Origin of the sequence: Vreelandella massiliensis (assembly GCF_900155385.1) — a bacterium.
GTDB classification, from domain to species: domain Bacteria; phylum Pseudomonadota; class Gammaproteobacteria; order Pseudomonadales; family Halomonadaceae; genus Vreelandella; species Vreelandella massiliensis.
In genome coordinates, this window is sequence record NZ_LT699744.1 from 705,970 (window position 1) to 729,910 (window position 23,941).

Sequence of the window (23,941 nt, forward strand, 5' to 3'; positions counted from 1 at the left end):
GCTTAGGGGTTATTCCCCGCTGGCGTCCTGCTGCTGGCGCTTGCGTAGCTCGCGCGGGTCATTATGTGCGCGACGACGACGGCGCGATTTGGTTGCCGTAGAGCGGCTTTCCGTTTTGCCTTGGGCCTGCTCGGCAGGAGCGGAGGCATCATCGGTCGCTTGCGTCGGCTGTTTTTCGTCGCGAGCCGGCGTGGCGGGCGCCTCGCTGCTCTCTGTCTCCACGGCGGGTTGGCTAGAGGCGGGCTCATTGGCCTTGAGCTGCGACGTCTCGGGAGCTGATTCCGCCTTTGGAGCAGGCTCATCCTGAGGGGCAGATTCCGCCTTGGGAGCAGGCTCATCCTTGGGTGTCGGTTCAGCTTTGGTGGCCGATTCATCCTGAGGTGCCGGTTCGACCTTGGCGTCTGCTTCAACCTTAGGTGCCGCAGGCGGCTCAGCGTCGGCTTGTGCTGCCGGTTGAGCATCAGCTTCCTGCGGCTGAGCAGGTTGGGCCTCAGGTGCTATTACCGGCTGCTTGGCTTCTTCCGTGGGCGCCGCCGCTTGGCTTTCGGCTGGCGCCTTGGTCACCGCGTTGGGCGTCTCCGACTCCGCCTCGGCTGGTTCACGGCTTTCCGCTTGAACAGGCGCACTCTCGGTTTTTGCCGCCTCTTGTGCCTGTTGCGGTGCTGCTTCAGGTTTGGCTTGGGCAGCCGGTTGAGCATCGGGCTTGGCTTCCGGCTGAGCGTCGGGCTTCGTCTCTTCAGTTGGCGCTTGCGCGGCTTCGGTTTGCAATTTTAGCTGCTCGGCTTCCGCCTTGGGATTGATGGCGTGCTGGCGCGAGCGGTTGCGCGGATTATTGCGCGTGCGCTTCGGCTTGCCATCGTCTTGCGCCGGTGTGTCGGCTTCAGCGGTAGCCGGTGCTGGTTTACGTGCCGGTTTGGCGCTCTCTTTTTCGCGCTCTTTGCTGCTATCGGGCTTATCTGCCTGTGGCGATTGAGGCGTCTCGCTGCGCTGGTGGCCACCCTTGGCGTCGCTTTTTTCCTGCTGCGGATGGCGGCGGCGGTTGCGGGTGCGGGTTGGGCCGCTGCGCTTCTCGCCGTTATCGCCCTTACTGACGCTCTCTTTGTCTGCCGTGCTATCGCGTTGGGTATTGCGCGCCTCGGCGTCGCCTTGGCGCTTCGCTTTGGGTTCGGGTTTAGCGCTGGCTTTTTCGTCCTGCTTGGCGCTCTCTTTGGTGCTGCCCTTGGGGGCAGCCTTGGCGCTATCGCGGTTCGGGCTTTCACGCCGCTCGTTCGATTTCCGCTTTGGCGATTGCGCGCGGGGCGTACGCGGCGGTGCTTCTTGCGACGTGCTGCGTGCCTCGCTGTCTTGGTCGCCGTCGTTGCCCAAGAACTTGGCCACCCCGCGAATCATGCGGCTCAACAAAGTAGACGCATCGGTGTCCTTCGTCTTGCTGGGCTGGCTCGGCGTGGTGTCGCTTTGCAGCGATGCTGGCGCAGGGGCGTTATGCACGACGCTTTTCACCGCGGCTTCCGCGCGTTGCGCCGGGGGGGTAAAGCTTGGGGTCGGCTCTTTACCGATATCGGTATCGGTGGAGATCTCAAAGCTGGAGAGCGTTTGCGATTCGTCCTCGTCGAGATGGTCGTCGCGCAGGCGCTGTACATCGTAGTGCGGCGTGTCCATCTCTGGGTTAGGCAACAAAACGACACGCACCTCTTGGCGCGCTTCGATATCGGCGAGCACGCTGCGCTTTTCGTTGAGCAAATAGGTCGCAACGGGCACGGGTAAAATGGCGCGGATTTGCGCGCTGCGCTCCTTCATGGCCTCTTCTTCGATCAGGCGCATAATCGAAAGCGACAGCGAGCGCACATCGCGGATAGTCCCCTGACCGTTACAGCGCGGGCACACCACACCGCTCGTTTCACCCAGTGACGGCCGCAAGCGCTGGCGCGACATTTCCATCAGGCCAAAGCGTGAAATACGGCCAATCTGCACCCGGGCGCGGTCGAGTTTCAGCGCGTCGCGCATACGGTTTTCCACTTCGCGCTGGTTGCGTGCCGGCCCCATGTCGATAAAGTCGATCACCACCAGGCCGCCAATATCGCGCAGACGCAGCTGGCGAGCGATCTCGTCGGCGGCTTCGGAGTTGGTTTGTAGCGCGGTCTCTTCGATGTCGCTGCCGCGGGTAGCGCGGGCGGAGTTGATATCGATCGATACCAACGCTTCGGTGTGGTCGATCACAATCGAGCCACCGGAGGGGAGTTTTACCTCGCGCTGGTACGCCGTTTCGATCTGTGACTCAATTTGAAAACGCGAGAACAGCGGTACTTCGTCGGCGTAGAGCTTAATTTTCTGCTGGTACGACGGCATCACCTGGCGGATGAAATTGAGCGCGTCGGCGTGAATCTCCGGGCTATCAATCAGCACCTCGCCAATATCTTGGCGCAGGTAGTCGCGCATGGCGCGAATAATGACGTTGGACTCGCGGTAGATCAAAAACGGCGCTGAGCGCTTGCCCGCTTCAGTGGTGATGGACTCCCACACTTGCACCAGGTAATCCAGGTCCCACTGCAGCTCTTCGGGCGAGCGACCGATACCGGCGGTGCGCACGATCAGGCCCATTTTGTCGGGTACGGTGAGCTGGCCCATGGCCTCTTTTAACTGGCTACGCTCTTCTCCTTCAATGCGGCGTGAAATGCCGCCGGCGCGAGGGTTATTGGGCATCAGCACCAAAAAGCGACCGGCGAGGCTGATAAAGGTGGTCAGGGCCGCGCCTTTGTTGCCGCGCTCCTCTTTATCCACCTGAACGATGACTTCCTGACCCTCTTTCAGCACCTCTTTGATGCTGGGGCGGCCGGATACCTCTTTAACGAAGTAGTCGCGAGAGATCTCTTTGAGCGGCAAAAAGCCGTGACGGTCGGCGCCAAAATCGACAAAGGCGGCTTCTAGGGAGGGCTCGACGCGAGTGATTTTGCCACGGTAAATATTGGCTTTTTTCTGCTCCCGCGCGCCGGATTCAATATCTAAATCGTACAGGCGTTGACCATCGACAAGCGCGACGCGCAGCTCTTCTGGCTGGGTCGCATTGATGAGCATCCGTTTCATGTTATCTCACATAGCGTTGCGTGCCGGCTGATCCGTTAAGCTAAGAGTTCCGGCTCTGAGGGCTTAAAACGGAAGACGTAAGGCAAATCGCGCTGCTGCGTGCTTGTGCTCGGGCATAGTATGCGGACGCTAAGCCGGGAGGTAGGAGCCAACCCGGCGAGTTTGGGCGTTGAGTACGTGGCAAAGGCAGGACGTGTTTCGGGGGCTGTCATAACCCTCCGGCCCTGCTGACTCTGCCAACACCTGGCATTCATCGATTCACCAACGTCGGCTACCGGCACAACGTTGAACTTAAGCGCCCGCCGCTAACATGCTCTATGACAGTGAAGCACGCTTACGGCGAACGTGGCGTTTATCTTTTTACGGCGACTCGCTGTCGATAACTTGCGTTAGCGGCAACGTTCTCACATTTCTACTCTGACGCTAGTGTATTCACTAGTGTCACTGTTTCACTTGGCGCGTATGGCCATGCGTACACGGCCATTTCCGCCTTGCTCTGGCCTGCGTGTTTGGTCGGGCAGGCGCCTTTGGCCACATGGAGGGCGAGCGTTCTGGAATATAACAGTAAAGCGTCATGCCAGCAATTGACGCAATGCGCAGGCGTCTACGCTAGAATGCCGCTTTTGGCATAGAGCAGGAGCGCACGACCATGGCCGAAGGGCGTGAAGTGCAGTGGGTCGATATTGCCCCTGAGCAAGCGGGACAGCGGATCGATAACTTTTTAATGACGCGTTTGAAAGGCGCGCCCCGCGCCTTGATCTACCGCATCGTGCGTAAAGGCGAAGTGCGGGTGAATAAAAAGCGCGTCAAAGTCGACTATCGCCTGCAAGGCGGTGACGTGGTGCGCGTGCCGCCCCTTCGCCTTGCCCCGCGCGAGGCGGTAAAGGAAGTGAGCGATAATTTGCGCGATGTGCTGCTGGGTAGCGTCATCATGGAAGGGCCGGATTGGCTGGTGCTCAATAAACCCTCGGGTCTTGCGGTACATGGTGGGAGCGGGGTCAAAATTGGCTTAATCGAGGCGCTGCGCCAGGTGCGTGACGACCTCTCCTTTTTGGAGCTGGTTCACCGCTTGGATCGCGATACCTCGGGGTGTTTGCTGCTGGCGAAATCGCGCGAGGCGCTGCTTGCACTGAATACCTCGCTAAAACAGCACGCCATGGAGAAGCGCTACTTGGCGCTGGTAAGCGGGCGTTGGCCGGCGCGTAAAACCTACGAGAGCGCTCGGCTTGATCGCTATGACGCCGGTAACGGCGAGCGTCGAGTGCGCGTCGACCCCGAGGGGAAAGTGTCGCGCACGCGCTTTGCCGTGGTGGAAACCTTTGCTCGGGCCACGCTGATTGAAGCCGAGCCCGTCACCGGGCGCACGCACCAAATTCGCGTGCATGCCGCTCACGCCGGGTATCCGCTGCTGGGCGACGACAAGTATGCCAGCCGCGATAGTCACAAGCTTTCGCAACGTTTGGATGTTGGGCGCTTGTTTCTGCATGCCCATGCGCTCACGTTTCCCGAACCGACCAATGGTCGCCCCGTCACCGTCAAGGCGCGCCTGCCCGAGGCGCTGGAGGCGGTGCTACAACGTGCTCGCCAGTAAACGACAGGCCGGATATGCGTTTTGAACTTGTGATTTTTGATTGGGACGGCACGTTGATGAACTCTGTGCCGCGTATTGTATCGAGTATGCAGGCAGCCGCTCGTGATGCCGAGTGGGGCGAGCTTGACGGGCCTGCGGTGGAGGAGATCATTGGGCTGGGGTTGCCGGAAGCGGTGGATAAGCTCTGCCCGGGGATTTTGCCTGCGCAGTCCGCGCGGCTACGCGAGCGGTACGCGCACCACTTCGTGCATGCTGACCTGACGCCGATGGCATTTTTTGACGGTGTCGAGGCGCGCATCGCGGCCTTGCGTCAGCGCCAGAGCGTGAAGCTTGCCGTGGCCACGGGGAAAACGCGCCGTGGGCTAGAGCGTATTTTTCGCGATACCCAAAGCGGCGCCTGGTTTCACGCCAGCCGCACCGCGGATGAGACCCGCTCCAAGCCGCATCCGCAAATGCTTAGCGAGCTGTTGAGTGAGCTGGATGTGCCGGCTGAGCGGGCGGTGATGGTGGGCGACAGCGAGTATGACCTGGAAATGGCACGGGTATTAGGCATGCCGCGAATCGGAGTCAGCTATGGTGTTCACTCCATCGAGCGCCTTTTGACCCATGAGCCGGATTACATGGCCCACAGCGTAGAGAGTCTCTTCGACTGGCTGCACGATACGTGCCGTCAGTGACCGTAACACGGCTTTTTTAAAGGATACCGGTATGAGCGACGAAACCTCGAAAACATCGGCGGACGATCAACCTGAAGAGAGTGGCCGCGACCCTTGGACGCAAAATGAATCCGTAGACGCTAAAAAGCGTCAACGTGAAGAGAATGCTGCGACGGTCGGCTACGCCCATGACGATGCCGAGACGCTGGCGGAGCGCCAGCGCTTGGCGCAAATCGAGATGATGGATCGCTGGATTGGCGGTGTGTTGGCCGAGCAGCGCCGCAGTCGACGCTGGAAGATTTTTTTCCGTTTTGTCTTGGTGGCGATTGTGCTGGCGTCGCTGTCGCTGAGCTTTTACAGCGTCTTTCAAGCGGGGGTGGGTCGCGCGATGCCGGCACAGCCGCACCTTGGGGTTGTGGACGTTAACGGCGTGATTAGCCGCGACGCCCCGGCCAACGCCGAGCGTATTATTCAGGGGCTCAACCGCGCCTGGGAAGCCGAGCACACCCGCGCGGTCGTGGTGCATATCGACAGCCCCGGGGGCAGCCCGGTCCAGTCGCAGCGTATTTACGCTGAGATGATGCGCCTGCGAGAAGCGGGCGATAAACCCATTATCGCGGTGATCGAGGATATCGGCGCCAGCGGGGCGTACTACATTGCCGCGGCGGCGGATGAAATCGCCGCATCCCCTGCAAGCTTGGTCGGCTCGATCGGTGTGATCTACGCGGGCTTTGGCTTTAATGAGGCTATCGACACGATTGGGGTTGAGCGCCGGCTCGTCACCGCTGGGGAGAACAAAGCCTTTTTAGACCCGTTCAAGCCCTTGGACGAGGATACCGTGGCGTTTTGGCAAACGGTGCTGGATAGCACCCATCAGCAATTTATTGACGACGTGCGAGAAGGGCGCGGGGAGCGCTTAAGCGACGGTGAGGAGATTTTTTCGGGATTGATATGGAGCGGTGAGCAGGCGATGGGGCTTGGCCTGGTGGATCGGCTAGACTCGCTGGAGTCGCTGTCGCGAGACTATCTGGACGAGGTGCGTTGGGAGAATTACACCCCGAGCCTTGATCCGTTCGACCGTTTTACGCGGCGCTTCACGCAAACCGCTGCACAGGTGCTGGGCGTGTCCACCTCGCCATCGCCGCTCGCCTACTGATTCGGCATGTTTAGGCCTTAGCGTCGAGCGGGTTGAGGCCCGCTTGACGCAGCATGTCGCATAGGGCGATAAGCGGTAGGCCGACGAGAGCGTTGGGGTCGCGGCCTTCCAGAGCGCTAAAAAGCGCGATCCCCAATCCTTCCATATAAAAGCTGCCGGCACTGTCGAGCGGCTGCTCTTGGGCGACGTAATAAGCAATCTCCGCCTCCGAGAGCGAGCGAAATACCACGTCGAATGGCTCGATGTGCACTTGATGATGCTGGCGACGGGTATCCAGCAGCGCTAGGCCGGTAAGAAACGTGACCCGCTGCCCGGAAAAGCGCGCCAGGTTCTCACGCGCCTTCTCGGGCGTATGCGGCTTGCCCAGGATGTCGCCGTCAAAAACGGCAATTTGATCGGAGCCGATAATGCAGTGGGCGGGATACGCCTCGGCAAGGGCAAAGGCTTTGCTGAGGGCTAAACGGTGGACGAGCGCGCGGGGCGTCTCACCGGGTTTGGGCGTCTCATCGATATCGGGCGAATGGCACTGGTAGGGGATGAATAAGCGGTCGAGTAGGGCGCGGCGTGACCGAGAGCTCGAGGCAAGTACTAAAGGTGAAAGCGTGGGCATGGGCAAACTCCCGATGAAAGCGTGAAGGTTTTGCAAGTGGCGATGAGTGTAGCGAAGCCGCCCGCGAACGCCCAGGGATAAGAAATGCATCGACGGCTTTGACAGCGACGGGGGGAGTGCCTATCATTGCGCGCCTATGTTGACCTCACTACTCCCCAGCCGGGTTGAGCCTTACAAGCTTGCAGCCCGCCACGAGCGACTCGAAGGCCTCGTCCCGCTGAATCAGTTGGCGCGATTGGCCGAAGAAGCCGGCGACCAAACGGGCGACTGCCACGTCGTGCTTGAATTTGGTGTCGATGCACAGGGCCGCCGTGAAATTCGTGGCCATTTGCAAGCGACACTCTCGCTTGCCTGCCGTCGCTGCCTTGAGCCGATGCCGCAACCTGTCGAAAGCCGGTTTTTGCTCGGCATGATCAGCGACGAAGCGTTAGCGGATGAGCTGCCGGCAAGCCACGAACCCGTGCTGGTGGAAAATGAACAGCTGGACTTGCTGACGGTTGTTGAGGATGAGTTGATTCTCAGTCTCCCGCAAGTCGTGTATCACGACGAAAAGGAGTGCCGCGTTTCGCCAGAGCAGCTGGTCAGCAAGGCCGAGGGTTCGGACGAGAAAGCAGCGCCGAACGACAACCCTTTCGCGGTGCTCAATGCTTTAAAAAGCAGTGGCGCGTTGAAAGGCAAAAAATAGCATCTTTTACCCTACACACCTGGAGTAAACACCCATGGCAGTTCAAAAGAACCGTAAAACTCGCTCTAAGCGCGGTATGCGTCGCAGCCACGATGCCCTGAGCGCGCCGACACTGTCTCAAGACAAAGAAACCGGCACCACGCACTTGCGTCACCACGTCTCTCCGGACGGCTTCTACCGTGGTCGCAAAGTGGTCGAGGTTTAATACCTCACCCTGAGTGCCTGTGGCCAAACCGCAATGATTCAGTAACCGTGGCTCAGTAACGCGTGCGCATCGCCATTGATGTCATGGGGGGCGACCAAGGCCCCCAGGCCATCATCGTTGGCGCCGCGAAAGCAGCGCTGCACCATAGTGACTTAGAGCTTTTGCTGTTTGGCCCAAGCCGGCAAATTGTTGCCGAGTTCTCGCGCTTGCCGCAGCCCATGGCTGCGGCAGCGTCACGTTTGGTGGTGTGTGATGCACCCAATAGCGTGGCCAAAGAGGCGACCGCCGCGTGGGCGCTGCGGCACGGCCGAGACAGCAGCATGGCGCTCATGCTGCGCAGTTTGGCGGGCCATGGTCCACATGGCCAGATTGATGCCGGGGTCAGTGCGGGAAATACCGCGGCATTGGTGGCTTTGTCACGGCGCGAGTTGGGCACGTTGCCCGGTATAGGTCGCCCAGCGATCAGCACGGCGATCCCCACGCGAAATGGCAAGCGCTGTTATCTGCTCGACCTAGGCGCGAACGTGGACTCGCCTGCGTCGCGTCTAGTGGATTTTGCCGTGATGGGCGCGGCAATGGCGCAGAGTGTCGACGCCATTGAGCGACCCCGGGTCGCGCTGCTCAATGTGGGCGCCGAGGCGACCAAGGGAAGCCGCAGCGTGCGCGAGGCCGATGCGATACTGCGTCGCCATCCCGCACAACACCTTTTTGCTTATCAAGGGTACGCCGAAGGCGGAGACCTTTTCGGCGGCGACGTTGATGTAGTGGTGTGTGACGGTTTTGTCGGCAACGCCGTGCTTAAATCGAGTGAAGGATTGGCCAGTATGCTGGTGGAGCGCGTTCAGGCGGTATTTGAATCCCGGCTGAGCGGACGCCTGGCAAGTTTACTAGCGAGGCCGGCGCTCAAGCGCTTACAGCAAGAGCTTGATCCCGTGCGCTATAATGGTGCGAGCTTATTGGGGCTTTCGCGTATTGTGGTGAAAAGCCATGGAGGGGCTCGCGCGGAAGGCTTTTACTACGCGATTGTACGCGCGATGCACGAAGTCGAACATAATCTGCCGCAACAGTTAGTGCAGCGCTGGCAGTCTCTGCCATGACGCTGTTAAACCCTCGGCGCTCATGAGGAGTGCCGGGAGCGACCTGCACGGTAAACGCTAAATAAACCGGGCAGTGTCTTGTGCTCAAATGAGCAAACGCCAACAAGAGCAAAGGTGAACGACATGTCTCAACCCCTTGCCCTCATCTTTCCCGGGCAAGGCTCTCAACAGCTAGGAATGCTGCGAGAGCTGGCCGATCGCTACAGTGTGGTGGGAACCACCTTTGAAGAAGCGTCGGATGCTTTGGGCTATGATCTGTGGAAAGTCGTGCAAGAAGGTCCGGAAACATCACTCAATGCGACGGCTTGTACTCAGCCAGCGCTACTGGCGTCAAGCATCGCCGTTTGGCGTGTTTGGCAGGAGCTGGAAGGTCCGCGCCCAGGCGTCATGGCGGGACATAGCCTCGGCGAGTACAGTGCCATGGTCTGTGCTGGGGTGATGGGGTTTGCCGAAGGCATTAAGCTTGTGCGTTTGCGCGGTGAAGCCATGCAGGAAGCCGTTCCCGCCGGCGAAGGGGCTATGGCTGCCATTTTAGGCTTGGATAATGCCGCCGTCGAAGCGGCCTGCGAGAAAGCGGCGCAGGGCGAAGTGGTCTCGGCGGTTAACTACAATGCCCCGGGGCAGGTGGTGATCGCCGGTGCCAAGTCGGCCGTTGAGCGTGCCATTGCACAGTGTCAGGAAGCAGGCGCAAAACGCGCCATGCCGCTGCCGGTTTCGGTGCCGTCGCACTGTGCGCTGATGAAGCCAGCCGCTGAGCGACTTTCGGCGGCCATTGGCGAAATCGACCTGCGTGCGCCACGCTACAGCGTGATTCAAAACGTCGATGCGCAAGCGCATGCCGACGTGGAAACATTGCGTACCCGTTTGATTGAGCAGCTGTATCAGCCCGTCCGCTGGACCGAGTGCGTTGAGGCCATGAGTGCGCAAGGCGCCAAGACGTTTATTGAGTGTGGGCCGGGCAAGGTGTTAACCGGCTTGAATAAGCGTATCGTACGCGTCAGCAAAGGCTTGGCGGTCAACGATCCTGATAGCCTGGATGCCGCGCTGGAGCTAGCGCGCGAAACGCTTGCCAATCACGATTAGTCGTTAGCCACGCGATTGACGAGCACTTTTCAAACAAGGGGTGAACGTGATGACACAGGAACGCAGAGTGGCGCTGGTGACCGGTGCTAGCCGCGGTATCGGCCGTGCCATTGCGCATGAGCTAGGTCGCCAAGGGCGTATTGTGGTGGGAACGGCCACAAGCGAGGCGGGAGCGGAAAAAATTGATGCCGATCTCAAAGCGCAAGGCATTGAGGGTGCCGGCATTTGTTTGAATGTGACCGATCCGGCCAGCATCGACAGTGTGCTGAAAACGATTACCGAGCAATTTGGTGCGCCCACTATTTTGGTCAACAACGCGGGCATTACCCGCGATAACCTTCTCATGCGTATGAAAGAGGATGAGTGGGATGCGGTAGTGGACACCAATCTCAAATCGGTTTACCGGGTGAGCAAGGCGTGTTTGCGTGGCATGACAAAAGCCCGTTTTGGGCGAATCGTATCGATCAGCTCCGTGGTGGCAACCATGGGCAACTTGGGCCAGACTAACTACGCAGCGGCCAAGGCAGGTATGGAAGGTTTTAGCCGTTCACTGGCTCGCGAGGTGGCGTCACGCAACATAACCGTCAATAATGTGGCACCCGGCTTTATTGCCACCGACATGACCGAAGCGTTGCCGGAAGCTCAGCACGAAATGTTGCTCAAGCAGATTCCGCTAGCGCGCCTCGGGGCACCCGAAGAGATCGCCGCGGCAGTAGGCTTTTTAACCAGCGACAGCGCGGGTTACATCACCGGCGAAACGCTGCAAGTTAACGGCGGCATGAATATGCGTTGATGCCCTAGGTTTGGCGGTTGCGTCTGCCAAAGGGCGTCTATAAACTACCCCGCAGCTTTTGGCTTGCGGTTTCCAAATGGCTGGTTATTAAACCGCTAATGTGAACGACTGGAGTACGTAGATGAGTACTATCGAAGAGCGCGTAAAGAAAGTTGTGGCCGAGCGCCTGAACGTTAAAGAAGAAGATATTCAAAACGGTTCTTCTTTTACCGAAGACCTGGGTGCCGACTCGCTCGACACCGTTGAGCTGGTCATGGCGTTGGAAGAGGAATTCGACACCGAAATTCCTGACGAAGAAGCCGAGAAGATCACCACGGTTCAGGAAGCCATCGACTACGTTAACGCCAATCAGTAAGGTTGCGTTAACGCCATGAGTCGAGGCGGGTTGACCGCCAAAACAAAAAGCCGTCCTCCCTAAGGGCGGCTTTTTGCTGTATGGGACAATGAACGTGGCGGGTAAACTCCGTTATACTGTCGCTTTGCTAAGGGCGGAATGCTCGACATTGATCACGCTGCACCCTAATGTGCATGCAGAGCATGCGCCATTGCAGTCAGTGACCGGTAGCAATAACCCAAGCGGGTTGCGTCACCATGGATGCCTGGAGGAAAACGAATGGCACGAAAAAGGGTAGTGGTAACTGGGCTAGGCCTGGTGACCCCAGTGGGGAATACCGTTGATGAGTCCTGGGCGAATATCGTCGCGGGTAAAAGCGGTATTGCGCCCATCGAGCATTTTGATACGAGCGGTTTCAATACGCGTTTTGGCGGGTCGGTGAAAAACTTTGATATTAGCCCCTACCTGAACCCGAAAGATGCTCGCAAGATGGATCTGTTTATCCAATACGGTATGGCGGCGGGTGCGCAGGCGATTCGCGACTCGGGTATCGAGTGCACCGAAGAAAACGCCGAACGTATGGGGGTTGCGATTGGCTCAGGCATTGGGGGGTTGCCCATGATCGAGCACAATCACAGCGCGATGCTCAAAAGCGGCCCGCGCCGCATATCCCCGTTTTTCGTGCCGGGCTCTATCATCAATATGATCTCGGGTAACATGGCGATTCAGCATGGCTTCAAAGGCCCGAATATCGCGATTACCACCGCCTGCACCACCGGCACTCATAACATTGGCTATAGCGCACGCACTATCGCTTACGGCGATGCCGATGTGATGGTATGTGGCGGCGCTGAAATGGCAACCACGCCGTTAGGCCTGGGTGGCTTCTCTGCCGCGCGTGCGCTCTCGACGCGTAACGACAACCCGGAAGCGGCGAGCCGCCCGTGGGACGTGGATCGTGACGGCTTTGTACTTTCCGATGGCGCGGGGGTCCTGGTGATGGAGGAGTATGAACACGCGAAGGCGCGTGGCGCGACCATCTATGCGGAGCTTGCAGGCTTTGGCATGAGTGATGACGCCTTCCACATGACGGCGCCACCCGAAGACGGCAGTGGTGCAGCGCTTTCCATGAGTAATGCGATTAAAGACGCCCAAATCGATCCGGCAGCGGTCGATTACATCAATGCCCACGGTACATCGACAGCGCACGGCGATCTGGCCGAAAGCCGCGCGGTAGAGCGCGTGCTGGGGGATGCGGCGAAAAGTGTGGCGGTCAGCTCCACCAAGTCAATGATTGGTCATTTGCTGGGTGCGGCCGGTGCCGTGGAAGCGGTGTTTAGCGTGCTCGCCATACGCGATCAAGTGGCGCCCCCCACCATTAACTTGGATACTCCCCAGGCAGGCTGCAACCTCGACTACGTGCCGCATAACGCGCGCGAAATGACGATCAATGTGACCCTTTCGAACTCCTTTGGCTTTGGCGGTACCAACGGGACGCTGCTGTTCAAGAAAGTGTAATCGTGACAGCACGCAACACAGTGGCGGTTAATGCACCCAATGGAGCGTAACGCCAGCAGGTTAGATGGGGTAAAGGGGCAAGCGGGATGACAGCGTCGCCAATGCTACCGTTTGATGATCGTGGCTTCGCCTACGGCGACGGCCTCTTTGAGACGGTGCTATTGCGCGATGGTAAGCCTGTGTTGTGGGATTTTCATCGCGCGCGGCTGCGCCGTGGCTGCGAGGTATTGGGGATAGAGACGCCCGATGACGCCTCACTTGAAGCGACCTGGCAGGTGGATAGCCCCATTTCGCGTGAAGAGGTGCTGAAGATCGTGGTCACACGGGGTAGCGGCGGGCGCGGCTATGCGCCGCCCCCAACGCCGTCTCCGCGCTTATTGAGTCACCGGACCCCCTTTAAACCGAACCTTATGCGCTGGCAGGAAGGCGTTCAGGTTGGCGTTTGCGATTTACGCCTTGGGCACCAGCCCCGCTTGGCAGGTATCAAACATCTCAACCGCTTGGAAAATGTCCTCGCCCGCCGCGAGTGGCAGCGCGATGATATTGCCGAGGGGTTGCTGGCCGACCAGCAGGGCAACCTCGTTGAGGCCACCAGCATGAACCTGTTTTGGCAAAAAGGGGGGGCTTTCTGGACGCCGCCCATAGTGCAGTGCGGGGTGGCGGGAACACTTCGAGAGGCGCTGATTGCGCAAGGGGATGTCCAGGAGGCAAAGCTCCCTTTGCATGATCTCCCTATGGTTGATCAGCTCTGGGTGGGTAACTCCGTGCAAGGGCTTTGGCCAGTAGTGGCACTGGTGTCATTTGAAGGAAAAGTGCAAAAACGCTGGTCACGGCTTGAAAGCGATAGTTTACAAAGGGCAGGACACCGCCTACTGGGTTTTGTCTCTTAAAGCGAATGATGATGAAAAGAGGTGGAGTTTGAAACGGATTTTGGCGGCGTTGCTAGTGGTTGTGGCGTTAGGCGCTATTGGCGTAGCAGGCGCTTACATGTATTGGCAAAGCCGTATCGAGGCCCCACTCGTACTTGAGGAGCCGATGCTTTATCAGGTTCCCTCAGGCGCGGGGTTTCACCGTGTGGTGGTGGAACTCAGTGAACAGGGCGTCATTGAGGACGCCTGGGCGTACCGGCTACTGCCTCGGCTGGCGCCGGACGACGTTCCGCGCCTACGTGCCGGCGAGTATCAATTGCAGCCGGGCATGACGGGCCAAGACCTGATGACGCTGTTGGCCAGTAATGAGGTAGTGACCTATCCGCTTACCGTACCGGAGGGGTGGACGTTTGCGCGCATGCGCGAGTTACTTGATGCCGCCCCTAAACTGGAGAGTCGCACCGCCGACATGAGCGATGCCGAGGTGATGGCGCTGTTGGGGCGTGAAGGAGAGCATCCGGAAGGCTGGTTTTTCCCCGATACCTATCGCTACCACTTGGGCATGAGCGATGTGGATATTTTGCAGCAGTCGCTTGAGAAAATGGAGCGCGTGTTGGCAGAGGTATGGGCCGATCGTCGTGACGATCTACCCTTCGACGCACCCTACGAAGCGCTCATCATGGCCTCGCTGATTGAGCGGGAAACCGGTGCGCCGGAAGAGCGGCGTCAAATCGCCGGCGTCTTCAAGCGCCGCTTGGAGCGCGGTATGCGCCTACAAACCGATCCCACGGTGATTTACGGTATGGGCGAGCGCTATGACGGTCGCATCGGGTATGCGGATTTACGCGAAGCCACCCCTTATAACACCTATGTGATTGACGGCATGCCCCCGACGCCGATCGCGCTGCCGGGAAGGGCGTCGCTAGAAGCCGCGGTGAACCCGTTGCCCGGCGATACGCTCTATTTCGTCGCCAAAGGCGACGGCACCCACCATTTTTCGCGCACGTTACGCGAACATAACAACGCCGTTAATCGTTATATCCGTAACCGCTAACCACCACCCATGAGAGCGAGGCAGCCATGAGCCAACGCGGGCGCTTTATCACCCTAGAAGGCGGCGAAGGCGTGGGCAAATCAACCAATCTACAGTTCGTCGTCGATTGGCTACGCGCCCAAGGGCGGGACGTGATCAGCACACGTGAGCCGGGCGGTACGCCGTGCGCAGAAGCGATTCGCCATCTCCTGCTTGACCCCAGCCCTGCTGAACCGCTCTGCGTTGATGCCGAGCTTTTGCTGATGTTTGCCGCCCGCGCACAGCATTTGGCCCAGAAGATTTTACCCGCGCTTGAACAGGGCACCTGGGTGGTGTGCGACCGCTTTACCGATGCGACTTACGCCTATCAAGGCGGCGGGCGAGGGATTGCCAGTGATCGCATTGCCACGCTTGAGCAGTTCGTGCAGCAGGACGTGCAGCCGGATATGACCCTGCTGCTGGACATGCCGGTGGAGGCGGCAAGTCAACGGGTCGCCTCGCGGCTATCACGCCAAGGGGGAGAGCGTGACCGCTTTGAGCGCGAGCGCGGCACCTTCTTTAACGCCGTTCGCAGGGCTTACCTTGAACGCGCCGACCAAGCCCCCAAGCGTTTCGCGGTCATTGATGCCTCAGAGTCGCTGGAACTTGTGCAAGTAGCGATTGCTGACGCCTTGGCCAAACGGGTAGCAACATGGCCGTAGCGACGGCGCTGCCCTGGCACCACGTCATGTGGGAGCAGCTTTTGCGCTTGCAGCAAAGTGGCCGGCTTCCGCATGCGCTTTTATTTAACGGCCCGCACGGCGTCGGCAAGCAAGCATTAGCGGAAGCGTTAATCGCCCAGGTGCTGTGTGCCCGTCCCACGACGCATGCTTGTGGTCACTGCCATAGCTGCCAGATGCTCGCCTCGGGTTACCACCCCGATTTGCTGCGTGTAGCGCCGGAGGAGGGTAAGCGCCAAATTCGTATTGACCCCATCCGTGCGGTGAACCGCTTTGTTAACCAGACGGCGCAGCAAAGCGGTTACCGCGTGATTGTGATTTCGCCGGCGGAAGCCATGAATGTGGCAGCGGCCAACGCTCTGCTAAAAAGCTTGGAAGAACCGGGCGAGAAGACCCTGTTTATACTTCTTGCCGATGTACCGTCGCGGGTGTTGCCGACGATTCGTTCGCGCTGCCAGCAGTGGTCGCTTTCCAGTGTCGCTTTTTCGGCGTGCCGCGCATGGCTTTTAGAGCAGCTGCATAGCGAAGAAGAGGCGCGTTTTTGGTGGCAGGTCGCGGGAGGACTGCCTTTACTTGCGGTTGAGTTGGCTGCTCCCGAAGAGCGTGCGTTGCGCCACCAGCTGCATGATAGCTTTGAGCAGCTGATGCGCGGTGCGGAGCCGGTCAGCGAAGCGGCGCGGCTCGACCGCCAAGCGCTGGATGGTATCCTGTGGTACGGTATTGCGTGGCTGGAAGACCTTATCCGATTAGGTTTGTCGGGTAATGAATCGGGGTTGCACAACCCCGATTTGGTGCCCCTGTATCGCCAGGCGGTAAAAAATGGCCGTGTGCAAGACTGGTTTCGCCTGCTGGATTATGCCCGCGAACAGCGGCGCTTGTTAGCAATAGGCGCCAATCCCAACCCGCAGCTGGTGCTTGAGGCGTGGTTGGTGCGGTGGGCGGCGCTGTTGCGCTCTTAAGCTGCTCTTAGGAGACCCATTATGGCGCAGAAAGCGCTTTCGTTGAGTATTCCCGATGTGCCGACACTGCTCGCCGCCTACATGCCCTTTCTGGATCGCGGTGGCATGTTTGTGCCGACCCATAAACCCTATGCCTTGGGTCAAAAAGTGGTACTGCTACTAACCCTGCCTGGGGAAGAGGAGCGGTTAACAGCCAGTGGCCACGTAGTTTGGGTCTCACCCGAGGGGGTGTCAGGACGCCGAATGCCCGGAATTGGCGTGCATTTTAGCCAACAGGACTACAGCGTGCGTGATCGCATCGAAACCCTGCTAGCAGGCCAGTTAGACAAAGCCGCGCCTTCCTATACGCTATAAGTTTTCCGACTTCTATAAAGCGCGTACTGCATAATCGTTACGTCTTCTCCCCTTACTGCCAATATTGAGTGCCCTATGTTTGTTGATTCTCACTGCCACCTTGATCGTTTATCCGACAAAACCCACGGCGGTGACCTTAACGCCACGCTAGACGCCGCTCGCGCCGCCGAGGTGAGCCAGTTTCTCGCCATCGCGGTGACGCTGGAGGATGTGCCCAATCTCGCTAGGATCGCGCGCGATCACCACGATGTGGTGATCTCGGCGGGGCTGCATCCGCTGCACTCGGCTGAGCATGAGCCCAGCATCGACGCTATTATGAAGACGGCGGATCAATACTCGGCGGTGGCGATTGGCGAGTCGGGACTTGATTACCATTACCGCGAAAGCGTGCCAGCCGATGTCCAGTATGAGCGCTTTAAACGCCATTTGATTGCCGCACGCGAGCTAGAACTGCCGATTGTGGTGCACACGCGTGAGGCTAAAGAGGATACGCTTAAGCTTCTGCGTGAGCACGCGGACCCACAAGTAGGCGGGGTGCTGCACTGTTTCAGCGAAGACATGGACATGGCGCGTGAGGCGATCAGACTGGGCTTTTACATTTCGCTATCGGGTATCGTGACCTTTCGCAATGCCGATTCCCTACGCGAATTGGCGCGCAAGCTTCCGCTTGATCGGCTTTTGATCGAAACCGATAGTCCCTATCTCGCGCCCGTCCCATACCGGGGTAAACCCAATGAGCCCGCGTGGGTCGTCGAGGTGGCCGAGTGCATCGCCAAAGAGCGCGGGATCAGTGTCGATGAAGTGGCGATGCAGACCACCGCGAATTTTTATCGCCTCTTTCGTGCCGCCGCGCCCGAGGCGCCCGCGCATGTGCGGGAGGGGCTGGCTCAAGCTGGCTTGGTTTAAAAACAAGGGGGCTTTGATGAATCTCGACCGGTTGCTGCAACAGTGCGAGGGCACGCCCAAGGTGCCGCCCGTGGCACAGTGGGACCCCCCGCTAGCGGGCGATATGCCGCTGGTCATTAAAGCGGATGGCCAATGGGAGCATGAAGGGCGTGCCTTTAAGCGTCCTGCGCTGATGCAGCTGCTTTCAAGTCTGCTGCGCCAAGACCCGGAGGGAGTGTGCTTGGTGACCCCGACCGAGCGTTGGCGTATCGACGTTGAAGACTGCCCGTTTGTGATTGTTGAAGCGCAAAAACGCGACGGTGATTGGTATCTGGTGACGCAGTACGGCGATGAACTGCGTTTGGACGCGGATCATCCGTTAAGCATTACGCCGCTCCCTGATGGCGAAACAGCGCCACAAGTGCCCGTTCGCTTTGGGCTTTGCGCGCGGCTAAGCCGCAATGTCTACTATCAGCTGGTAGAGGCCGCGACCTCCCGCGAGCAAGCGGATGGCACCCTTGAGATTGGCATCGAGAGCGCAAAGCAGTGGCATGTGCTTGGCTATATCGACAGTGAAGATCTGACGGAAAACCACGGCAGCGCAAGCGGGGCAGAGTGAAACTCACGCAGCAGCAACAAGCCGTGGTTGAGCACGGTAATGGCCACGCTCGGGTAGCCGCCGTTGCGGGGGCGGGTAAAACCACCACCATGGCGGCGCGGGTACTGTATTTGCTTGAGCAAGGTGTTGCGCCCAAGCGCATGCTGGTGTTGATGTTTAACCGTTCGGCACGGGACGACTTTCAGCGTCGCTTGGCGCAGCTCGCTAAGCACGGCCAGGCGCTGCCAGATGTGCGCACCTTCCACTCCTTGGGCCACCGGCTAACGCAAAGTTTATGCCGTTGGGGCGCGCTCGCGCCACGACGCTTGCTTTCGGCGGATTGGCAGCTAGAGCGATTGTTGCGTCAAGCCAGCCTTAACGTGTTGCGCGACGAACCCGAACGCCGCGATGCCGCCTTGGAAGGGGAGCGGCTGGAAGCGCTGGCGCACTTCAGCAACTTGGTCAAAGCGGAGATGGCCGAGCCAGCCGCGCTTTACCAGCGCCTAGGGTTTGACGGTGATACCGACTACTTTCCCGCTGCCTTTAAAGAGGGTGAGCGCCTTTTAAGTGATGAAGGCACTATGACCTATGCCGATCTGCTCTACCGTCCGCTACAGGCGTTGGAGTCGGACGATGCGCTTAGGTCGCGGGTTGAGGGGTTTCTCGACCACATCATTATCGATGAGTATCAGGATATTAACGCCGCCCAGCAGCGCTTGCTTGCGGTATTGGCCGGCTCGCAAGCCGAGGTCATGGCGGTGGGGGATGCCAACCAGTGTATTTACGAGTGGCGCGGCGCCCGCCCGGATACGATGTTGGAAAATTTCACGGCTACCTTTGGCGCCGCCATCGACTACCCGCTCTCCACGACGTTTCGCCACGGCCACGCGCTGGCATTGGCGGCCAATCACGCCATTGCCGCCAACCGGCGCCGCCCGGATCAGCTCTGCCTGGCCGATAGTCGAAACCCGGCGACACGGCTAAGAGTCGGGCAGGGGAGTCGCGTCTTTTTAGACACGCTGATGGATTGGCAAGCCCAGGGGCGAGCGCTCAACGAGGCGTGTTTGTTAGTGCGTAGCTGGGCGCTTTCGGTGCCGTTTCAGCTGGCGCTTTTGCAGGCCGGCATCCCCTTTCGCATGTTGCGCGAAGATCGTTTCGTTTTCCGCCTGCCGTTGGTTCAGGCGTTGGCCGGCTATCTAAAGCTGGCGCGCAGGCCGACACTGCTGCATGACCCTGAGCTAATCCATCTGCTCCTTGCCCAGCCGACGCCTTTTGTCGCGCGCGAGCGCCTTCTCCGCTTGGCCCATCAGCTGGCGCAAACCCAGCGTTGGCCTGAGCGCCATGACCCGGTGCTCAGCGAGTTGAAACCGATCCAGAAGCGTACGCTAAAAAAACGTTGGGCGCTTTTGTGTGAATTACCCAGGCTTACCGCTTGGCCACCGGCAAAACTGCTTCATCACGTGGTCGAGCGCATCGACGCGGAGAAAACCTTAAAGCGTGCTGCCGCGCGACGGGATAAAGGCGAGGAGGATGTGCGCTTGCTGGATGTGCTGATCGAGCAGGCCGAAAGCGTGCAGGACCCCGACGCCTTTATCGAACTGCTGGAGCGTCCGGTGGAAAATCAGGCGGGTGGTGTACTGATCAGCACGGTACATGGGGCCAAAGGATTGGAGTGGCCGCTGGTCGCGGTGGCGGGCGTTAATGAAGAGGACTTTCCTCATTACAGTCGCGATAACCCTTTAACCGATGAGCGTTTGGAGGAGGAGCGGCGGCTTTTTTATGTGGCAATAACCCGTGCCCAGGAGGAGCTTCTGCTGCTTCACGATGGTGGCGAACATCGCCCCAGTCGCTTTATCGCCGAAACGGCGTGGCGCGATTGCCAGCACGTGGCGTACCGATTGCAAGCGGACGATACTAAAAATGCTCAACCGCTTAGCGTATCGTCGCCGCCGCTCGTCAAGCGTTACCTGGAGCAGTTAGGGCGAGAAGATGTTGACGTGGTGGCGGCGCACGTTAATGAGCCCAAAGCGGGATACGCGGCTCAGGCGCGTTTCTACCCCGGCCTGCGTTTACGCCATGCAGTGTTTGGCGAGGGAGAGGTCGCGGCGGTCGAGGGCTCGGAGGATAACCCGGTGATTGACGTGCGTTTTGCCCAAGCCGGTCGGCGCCGGCTGGTCGCGCATCGAGCGCCCATCGAAGTGCTGGCGCATACCCGCGACAGTGACGCCGAGGCGTCTTGCGGGTAATCGGCTATAGTCGTGTGTAAAGGTCTGAAGAGTCGTGTGTAAAGATCCGAGGGGCACGGGATGGTTCAGGGATTTCTGATATTGCTGCTGTGTCAGCTTATAGGCGAATGGCTGATGGTATGGCTCGGCATACCCGTGCCGGGCCCGGTGGCGGGCATGATACTGCTGCTGTTGGGCCTTACGGTCTACGGCCGCGTGCCGGAGTGGCTGCGTCCGCCGGCGGAAGGGTTGATCCGCCATCTTTCATTACTCTTTGTGCCGGCGGGGGTGGGGTTGATGGTATTTGCCGATGTGCTGGCGCAGCAGTGGCTGGCCATTCTAGCCTCTCTGCTGCTCAGTACCTTCATAACGCTATTTTTGACCGCATGGATCGTGCAGACGCTGGAAGCCCGCCAGCACAAGTAATTCGAGGCGCCTATGGGGATCACGAATTTTTGGGTGTACTTCGCCGCCCGCCCGCTGTTCTGGATCGTTATCACGCTGATGGCGTTTTTGCTGGCCACGGCGCTGAATCGTAAAGCCCGGGGCTCAGCGCTGCTGCATCCCGTGATCGTTGCCATGGTGCTGATCATGGGGCTTTTGCACGCAAGCGACACCGATTACGATACCTATTTTGAAGGCGCGCAGTTCATCCACTTTCTCCTTGGGCCGGCCACGGTGGCGCTTGCCGTGCCGCTTTTCGATCATCGAGAGCGGATACGGCGCTTGTTGATCCCGCTGGTGGTCGCCTGTGTCAGTGGCAGTCTCACGGCGGTTGTCAGCACACTCCTGATTGGGCAGCTGCTTGGGGCCAGTGACGCTCTGCTGCTCTCGCTTGCGCCTAAATCAGTCACCTCACCCATCGCGATCGGTATTGCCGACCAGGTCGGCGGCTACCCCTCGCTTGCCGCAGGGTTGGCGTTGATGACCGGCGTTATTGGCTGTCTGCTAGCGCCTTTGGTGTTCAACATACTCAAAACGCGCTCGGACACGGCGACAGGGTTTGCTTTAGGGCTATCGGCTCACGGCTTTGGTACTGCCTACGCCATGCAGCGCAGTACGTTGGCCGGCGCGTTTGCAGGCCTCGCCATGGGGGTGACAGGGGTGCTGAGTTCGCTGCTGATTCCCTTGGTGGTAGGGCTTTTCGGCTTCGGCTGAACGGCACCGCTACAGGCAGGTTTTTCGCCGTGCCCGCAGCGGTGGTGAGTGGTGGGTGGTGCCTAATGTTAGCGCTAAGGCTTACATGTTGGGGTAGTTCGGCCCACCGCCGCCCTCTGGGGCGACCCAGGTGATGTTCTGCGCGGGGTCTTTGATGTCGCAGGTTTTGCAGTGAACGCAGTTCTGGAAGTTGATCTGAAACTTAGGATTGCCTTCGTCATCCTCGACCACTTCGTAGACCCCTGCCGGGCAGTAGCGCTGCGCGGGCTCGGCGTATTTGGGCAGGTTGTCGCGGATCGGGAGTTCTGGATCTTTCAAACGCAGGTGGCAGGGCTGATCCTCTTCGTGGTTGGTGTTGGAGAGAAACACCGATGAGGGCTTATCGAACGATAGCTTGCCATCCGGTTTGGGGTAGTCGATTTTATCGAATTGATCGGCGGGTTTCAGCGCGCCGTGGTCGGTGGTGGTGTCGTGAAGGGTGGGCAGTTTTCCGCCGAGAAGCTGATCGGCGAAGTTGTACGCGCCCCCGACGACGGTGCCGTACTTGTGGATGGCCGGACCGAAGCTTGCGCTCTCTTTCAACTCGGCGTGTGCCCAGCTCTTTTCCCACTTCTCCGTGAACGAGCTTAGCTCTTGTCCGCCTTCGTCGCCGGCATTGATCGCCTCGAACACGCTCTCTGCGGCCACCAGGCCGGACTTCATTGCGGTGTGCAGGCCCTTGATTTTGGAGAAGTTGAGCGTGCCCGCATTGCAGCCGATCAATAGCCCGCCCGGGAAGGTCATTTTAGGCAAACAGTTATAGCCGCCTTTGGTAATGGCGCGAGCGCCGTAGGCCACGCGTGTGCCGCTCTCCAAATGCTGGCGAATCACCGGGTGATGTTTCATGCGCTGAAATTCATCGAACGGCGAGAGCCACGGATTCTGGTAGGAGAGGTCCATGATCAACCCCACCACGACCTGTTGATTTTCGGCGTGGTAGAGGAACCAGCCCCCATGGGTATTGCTATCCAACGGCCAGCCCGAGCCGTGTAGCACTAAACCGGGCTCATGCTTCTCCGCCGGCACGTCCCACAGCTCTTTCAGGCCAATGCCGTAGTGTTGCGGGTCGCGTCCGGCATCAAGGTCAAACTCACTGATCAACCGCTTGCCCAAATGGCCGCGCGAGCCTTCAGAAAAGAGGGTGTATTTAGCGCGAAGCTCCATGCCGGGCATGTAGCCATCTTTCGGGGTGCCGTCGGCGGCCACGCCCATATCGCCAATAATAATGCCGCGCACTTTCTCCTCTTCAATGATCACGTCCTGCGCGGCAAAGCCGGGGAAGATCTCAACCCCCAGCGACTCCGCCTGTTCGGCGAGCCAGCGGCAAAGATTGCCTGCGCTGATCACATAGCGGGTAATATCGCCGCCGGTGTTGTGCATGCTTTTCGGCACGAGGGCGTTGGGCAGCTTTTGCGCTTTTTCGGCGTCTTTGAGCAGGTAGACCTCATCGCGCGTGGCGGGCGTTGTCAGCGGCGCGCCGCGCTCCTCCCAATCGGGGAAGAGCTCTTGCAGGGCGCGGGGTTCAAACACGGCACCCGACAGAATATGCGCGCCCACCTCGGAGCCTTTCTCTACCACGCATACGCTGAGCTCTTGTTCGGCTTCATTGGCCTGTTGCATCAGGCGGCAGGCGGCGGAGAGGCCCGACGGCCCGGCTCCGACAATCAAGACATCAAACTCCATGACATCGCGTTCTATCGCCTCAGCCGCGCTGTTTTCGCCGGCGCTGTTTTCAGTAACGTCGTTTTCAGCAGCGTTTTTATCCACCCTGGTCTCTCCTTAATTTGCGTGTTTTATTTTATATAGTGACATTTGCATAGAATGAGTTTATGCAAACATGGACTTGATTTTAAACGGTCGTTTGCTTCTGCTTATGTCTCATGATAGGCATAATATCCCTTTCAGGTCACCTATCGCGCGTTACCTTCAGCATATCGCGCGACAGGCCGGCTTGCAGCCGTTGATAAGCCGGCGTGCGACCAAGGGCGTAGATAGGCAGTGTTGTGGCGCTTTATAAAGCTGTGGCATGTTGGTAAGGTTTTTCAGCAGCGCACCTATCAAACGCTTGCATGAATTTGAGCTATTTATGATCAGGCGCTGATGCTAACAGCGTCATTCAAGAGTAACGGCTTAATACCCAAGCCAAGCGAGGAACCTATGAAAGTACTCGTCGCGGTGAAACGCGTCATCGACTACAACGTCAAAATCCGCGTCAAGCCGGATAACAGCGACGTTGATCTCACCAACGTCAAAATGGCCATGAACCCCTTCTGCGAAATCGCCGTGGAAGAGG

23 protein-coding genes and 1 pseudogene are annotated in these 23,941 nt (G+C 59.1%); 21 read left to right on the forward strand and 3 right to left on the reverse strand.

Going from position 1 to position 23,941, the window contains the following annotated elements; genetic code table 11:
• Positions 1-9 precede the first annotated feature (9 nt).
• Entirely contained in the window at positions 10-3,081 is a 3,072-nt protein-coding gene (gene rne / locus BQ9846_RS03275; protein WP_075879176.1) for a ribonuclease E, read from the reverse strand.
• Positions 3,082-3,730: 649 nt separating this feature from the next.
• On the opposite strand from rne, the gene BQ9846_RS03280 reads away from it, so the two are divergent.
• The 3 genes from BQ9846_RS03280 to sppA are packed head-to-tail and all read left to right on the forward strand — an operon-like array spanning position 3,731 to position 6,484.
• Entirely contained in the window at positions 3,731-4,672 is a 942-nt protein-coding gene (locus BQ9846_RS03280; protein ID WP_075879177.1) for an RluA family pseudouridine synthase, read from the forward strand.
• 14 nt (positions 4,673-4,686) lie between these two features.
• On the forward strand, positions 4,687-5,349 hold the full coding sequence (locus tag BQ9846_RS03285) for an HAD family hydrolase (protein WP_075879178.1): 663 nt from the start codon (positions 4,687-4,689) through the stop codon (positions 5,347-5,349).
• A 31-nt stretch (positions 5,350-5,380) separates the two neighbouring features.
• Entirely contained in the window at positions 5,381-6,484 is a 1,104-nt protein-coding gene (gene sppA, locus BQ9846_RS03290; protein WP_075879179.1) for a signal peptide peptidase SppA, read from the forward strand.
• Between the two features lie 10 nt (positions 6,485-6,494).
• Here sppA and BQ9846_RS03295 read toward each other — a convergent pair whose 3' ends face one another.
• The gene (locus tag BQ9846_RS03295; RefSeq protein WP_075879180.1) at positions 6,495-7,094 is read right to left on the reverse strand and encodes a Maf family protein; all 600 of its coding nucleotides are present in this window, start codon (positions 7,092-7,094) and stop codon (positions 6,495-6,497) included.
• Between the two features lie 136 nt (positions 7,095-7,230).
• Here BQ9846_RS03295 and BQ9846_RS03300 point away from each other — a divergent pair, with 136 nt between their 5' ends.
• The 17 genes from BQ9846_RS03300 to BQ9846_RS03380 all read left to right on the forward strand — a co-directional run bounded on the left by BQ9846_RS03300 (position 7,231) and on the right by BQ9846_RS03380 (position 21,609).
• Positions 7,231-7,779, forward strand: a complete 549-nt coding sequence (locus BQ9846_RS03300; RefSeq protein ID WP_075879181.1) for a YceD family protein — start codon at positions 7,231-7,233, stop codon at positions 7,777-7,779.
• A gap of 34 nt (positions 7,780-7,813) precedes the next feature.
• Entirely contained in the window at positions 7,814-7,984 is a 171-nt protein-coding gene (rpmF, locus tag BQ9846_RS03305; RefSeq protein ID WP_075879182.1) for a 50S ribosomal protein L32, read from the forward strand.
• Positions 7,985-8,046: 62 nt separating this feature from the next.
• Positions 8,047-9,081, forward strand: a complete 1,035-nt coding sequence (plsX, locus tag BQ9846_RS03310) for a phosphate acyltransferase PlsX (RefSeq protein WP_075879183.1) — start codon at positions 8,047-8,049, stop codon at positions 9,079-9,081.
• A gap of 123 nt (positions 9,082-9,204) precedes the next feature.
• Positions 9,205-10,164, forward strand: coding sequence for an ACP S-malonyltransferase (gene fabD / locus BQ9846_RS03315; RefSeq protein WP_075879184.1), 960 nt, complete (start codon positions 9,205-9,207; stop codon positions 10,162-10,164).
• Between the two features lie 49 nt (positions 10,165-10,213).
• Positions 10,214-10,957: a 3-oxoacyl-ACP reductase FabG gene (gene fabG / locus BQ9846_RS03320; RefSeq protein WP_075879185.1), complete on the forward strand. Its 744-nt coding sequence runs from the start codon at positions 10,214-10,216 to the stop codon at positions 10,955-10,957.
• A gap of 121 nt (positions 10,958-11,078) precedes the next feature.
• A complete protein-coding gene (gene acpP / locus BQ9846_RS03325) occupies positions 11,079-11,312 on the forward strand; it encodes an acyl carrier protein (RefSeq protein ID WP_075879186.1) in 234 nt (77 codons plus the stop codon).
• 258 nt (positions 11,313-11,570) lie between these two features.
• Positions 11,571-12,809, forward strand: coding sequence for a beta-ketoacyl-ACP synthase II (fabF, locus tag BQ9846_RS03330; RefSeq protein ID WP_075879187.1), 1,239 nt, complete (start codon positions 11,571-11,573; stop codon positions 12,807-12,809).
• A gap of 86 nt (positions 12,810-12,895) precedes the next feature.
• Positions 12,896-13,699, forward strand: a complete 804-nt coding sequence (gene pabC / locus BQ9846_RS03335) for an aminodeoxychorismate lyase (RefSeq protein WP_075879188.1) — start codon at positions 12,896-12,898, stop codon at positions 13,697-13,699.
• Between the two features lie 28 nt (positions 13,700-13,727).
• Positions 13,728-14,732, forward strand: a complete 1,005-nt coding sequence (gene mltG, locus BQ9846_RS03340) for an endolytic transglycosylase MltG (protein WP_075879189.1) — start codon at positions 13,728-13,730, stop codon at positions 14,730-14,732.
• 26 nt (positions 14,733-14,758) lie between these two features.
• Positions 14,759-15,412 (forward strand): dTMP kinase, encoded by a 654-nt coding sequence (gene tmk, locus BQ9846_RS03345; RefSeq protein ID WP_075879190.1) that lies wholly within the window; start codon positions 14,759-14,761, stop codon positions 15,410-15,412.
• Positions 15,403-16,389, forward strand: coding sequence for a DNA polymerase III subunit delta' (locus BQ9846_RS03350; RefSeq protein ID WP_075879191.1), 987 nt, complete (start codon positions 15,403-15,405; stop codon positions 16,387-16,389). The genes tmk and BQ9846_RS03350 overlap by 10 nt, the downstream gene beginning before the upstream one ends.
• Positions 16,390-16,407: 18 nt before the next feature.
• Positions 16,408-16,743 (forward strand): PilZ domain-containing protein, encoded by a 336-nt coding sequence (locus BQ9846_RS03355; RefSeq protein WP_075879192.1) that lies wholly within the window; start codon positions 16,408-16,410, stop codon positions 16,741-16,743.
• Positions 16,744-16,818: 75 nt separating this feature from the next.
• Positions 16,819-17,649 carry a TatD family hydrolase gene (locus BQ9846_RS03360; protein ID WP_075879193.1) on the forward strand — a complete coding sequence of 277 codons (831 nt, stop codon included), beginning with the start codon at positions 16,819-16,821 and terminating at the stop codon, positions 17,647-17,649.
• 16 nt (positions 17,650-17,665) lie between these two features.
• Positions 17,666-18,247 (forward strand): DUF1285 domain-containing protein, encoded by a 582-nt coding sequence (locus BQ9846_RS03365; protein WP_075879194.1) that lies wholly within the window; start codon positions 17,666-17,668, stop codon positions 18,245-18,247.
• A complete protein-coding gene (locus BQ9846_RS03370; RefSeq protein ID WP_075879195.1) occupies positions 18,244-20,472 on the forward strand; it encodes an ATP-dependent helicase in 2,229 nt (742 codons plus the stop codon). Before BQ9846_RS03365 ends, BQ9846_RS03370 begins: the two co-directional genes overlap by 4 nt.
• A 60-nt stretch (positions 20,473-20,532) precedes the next feature.
• On the forward strand, positions 20,533-20,877 hold the full coding sequence (locus BQ9846_RS03375) for a CidA/LrgA family protein (RefSeq protein ID WP_075879196.1): 345 nt from the start codon (positions 20,533-20,535) through the stop codon (positions 20,875-20,877).
• Positions 20,878-20,889: 12 nt separating this feature from the next.
• Positions 20,890-21,609 (forward strand): LrgB family protein, encoded by a 720-nt coding sequence (locus tag BQ9846_RS03380; RefSeq protein ID WP_075879197.1) that lies wholly within the window; start codon positions 20,890-20,892, stop codon positions 21,607-21,609.
• Between the two features lie 81 nt (positions 21,610-21,690).
• Here BQ9846_RS03380 and BQ9846_RS03385 read toward each other — a convergent pair whose 3' ends face one another.
• The gene (locus BQ9846_RS03385; RefSeq protein ID WP_075879478.1) at positions 21,691-23,331 is read right to left on the reverse strand and encodes an electron transfer flavoprotein-ubiquinone oxidoreductase; all 1,641 of its coding nucleotides are present in this window, start codon (positions 23,329-23,331) and stop codon (positions 21,691-21,693) included.
• A 474-nt stretch (positions 23,332-23,805) separates the two neighbouring features.
• Between BQ9846_RS03385 and BQ9846_RS03390 the strand changes: the two are divergent.
• Positions 23,806-23,941 (forward strand): annotated as a pseudogene (locus tag BQ9846_RS03390) (electron transfer flavoprotein subunit beta/FixA family protein); the annotation flags it as partial.

Excerpts from the sequence above, each read along its gene's own strand:
- rne (WP_075879176.1), bottom strand. The coding sequence starts at position 3,081 with ATGAAACGGATGCTCATCAATGCGACCCAGCCAGAAGAGCTGCGCGTC.
- BQ9846_RS03280 (WP_075879177.1), top strand. The coding sequence starts at position 3,731 with ATGGCCGAAGGGCGTGAAGTGCAGTGGGTCGATATTGCCCCTGAGCAA.
- BQ9846_RS03285 (WP_075879178.1), top strand. The coding sequence starts at position 4,687 with ATGCGTTTTGAACTTGTGATTTTTGATTGGGACGGCACGTTGATGAAC.
- sppA (WP_075879179.1), top strand. The coding sequence starts at position 5,381 with ATGAGCGACGAAACCTCGAAAACATCGGCGGACGATCAACCTGAAGAG.
- BQ9846_RS03295 (WP_075879180.1), bottom strand. The coding sequence starts at position 7,094 with ATGCCCACGCTTTCACCTTTAGTACTTGCCTCGAGCTCTCGGTCACGC.
- BQ9846_RS03300 (WP_075879181.1), top strand. The coding sequence starts at position 7,231 with ATGTTGACCTCACTACTCCCCAGCCGGGTTGAGCCTTACAAGCTTGCA.
- rpmF (WP_075879182.1), top strand. The coding sequence starts at position 7,814 with ATGGCAGTTCAAAAGAACCGTAAAACTCGCTCTAAGCGCGGTATGCGT.
- fabD (WP_075879184.1), top strand. The coding sequence starts at position 9,205 with ATGTCTCAACCCCTTGCCCTCATCTTTCCCGGGCAAGGCTCTCAACAG.
- fabG (WP_075879185.1), top strand. The coding sequence starts at position 10,214 with ATGACACAGGAACGCAGAGTGGCGCTGGTGACCGGTGCTAGCCGCGGT.
- acpP (WP_075879186.1), top strand. The coding sequence starts at position 11,079 with ATGAGTACTATCGAAGAGCGCGTAAAGAAAGTTGTGGCCGAGCGCCTG.
- fabF (WP_075879187.1), top strand. The coding sequence starts at position 11,571 with ATGGCACGAAAAAGGGTAGTGGTAACTGGGCTAGGCCTGGTGACCCCA.
- pabC (WP_075879188.1), top strand. The coding sequence starts at position 12,896 with ATGACAGCGTCGCCAATGCTACCGTTTGATGATCGTGGCTTCGCCTAC.
- tmk (WP_075879190.1), top strand. The coding sequence starts at position 14,759 with ATGAGCCAACGCGGGCGCTTTATCACCCTAGAAGGCGGCGAAGGCGTG.
- BQ9846_RS03350 (WP_075879191.1), top strand. The coding sequence starts at position 15,403 with ATGGCCGTAGCGACGGCGCTGCCCTGGCACCACGTCATGTGGGAGCAG.
- BQ9846_RS03360 (WP_075879193.1), top strand. The coding sequence starts at position 16,819 with ATGTTTGTTGATTCTCACTGCCACCTTGATCGTTTATCCGACAAAACC.
- BQ9846_RS03365 (WP_075879194.1), top strand. The coding sequence starts at position 17,666 with ATGAATCTCGACCGGTTGCTGCAACAGTGCGAGGGCACGCCCAAGGTG.
- BQ9846_RS03375 (WP_075879196.1), top strand. The coding sequence starts at position 20,533 with ATGGTTCAGGGATTTCTGATATTGCTGCTGTGTCAGCTTATAGGCGAA.
- BQ9846_RS03380 (WP_075879197.1), top strand. The coding sequence starts at position 20,890 with ATGGGGATCACGAATTTTTGGGTGTACTTCGCCGCCCGCCCGCTGTTC.
- BQ9846_RS03385 (WP_075879478.1), bottom strand. The coding sequence starts at position 23,331 with ATGGAGTTTGATGTCTTGATTGTCGGAGCCGGGCCGTCGGGCCTCTCC.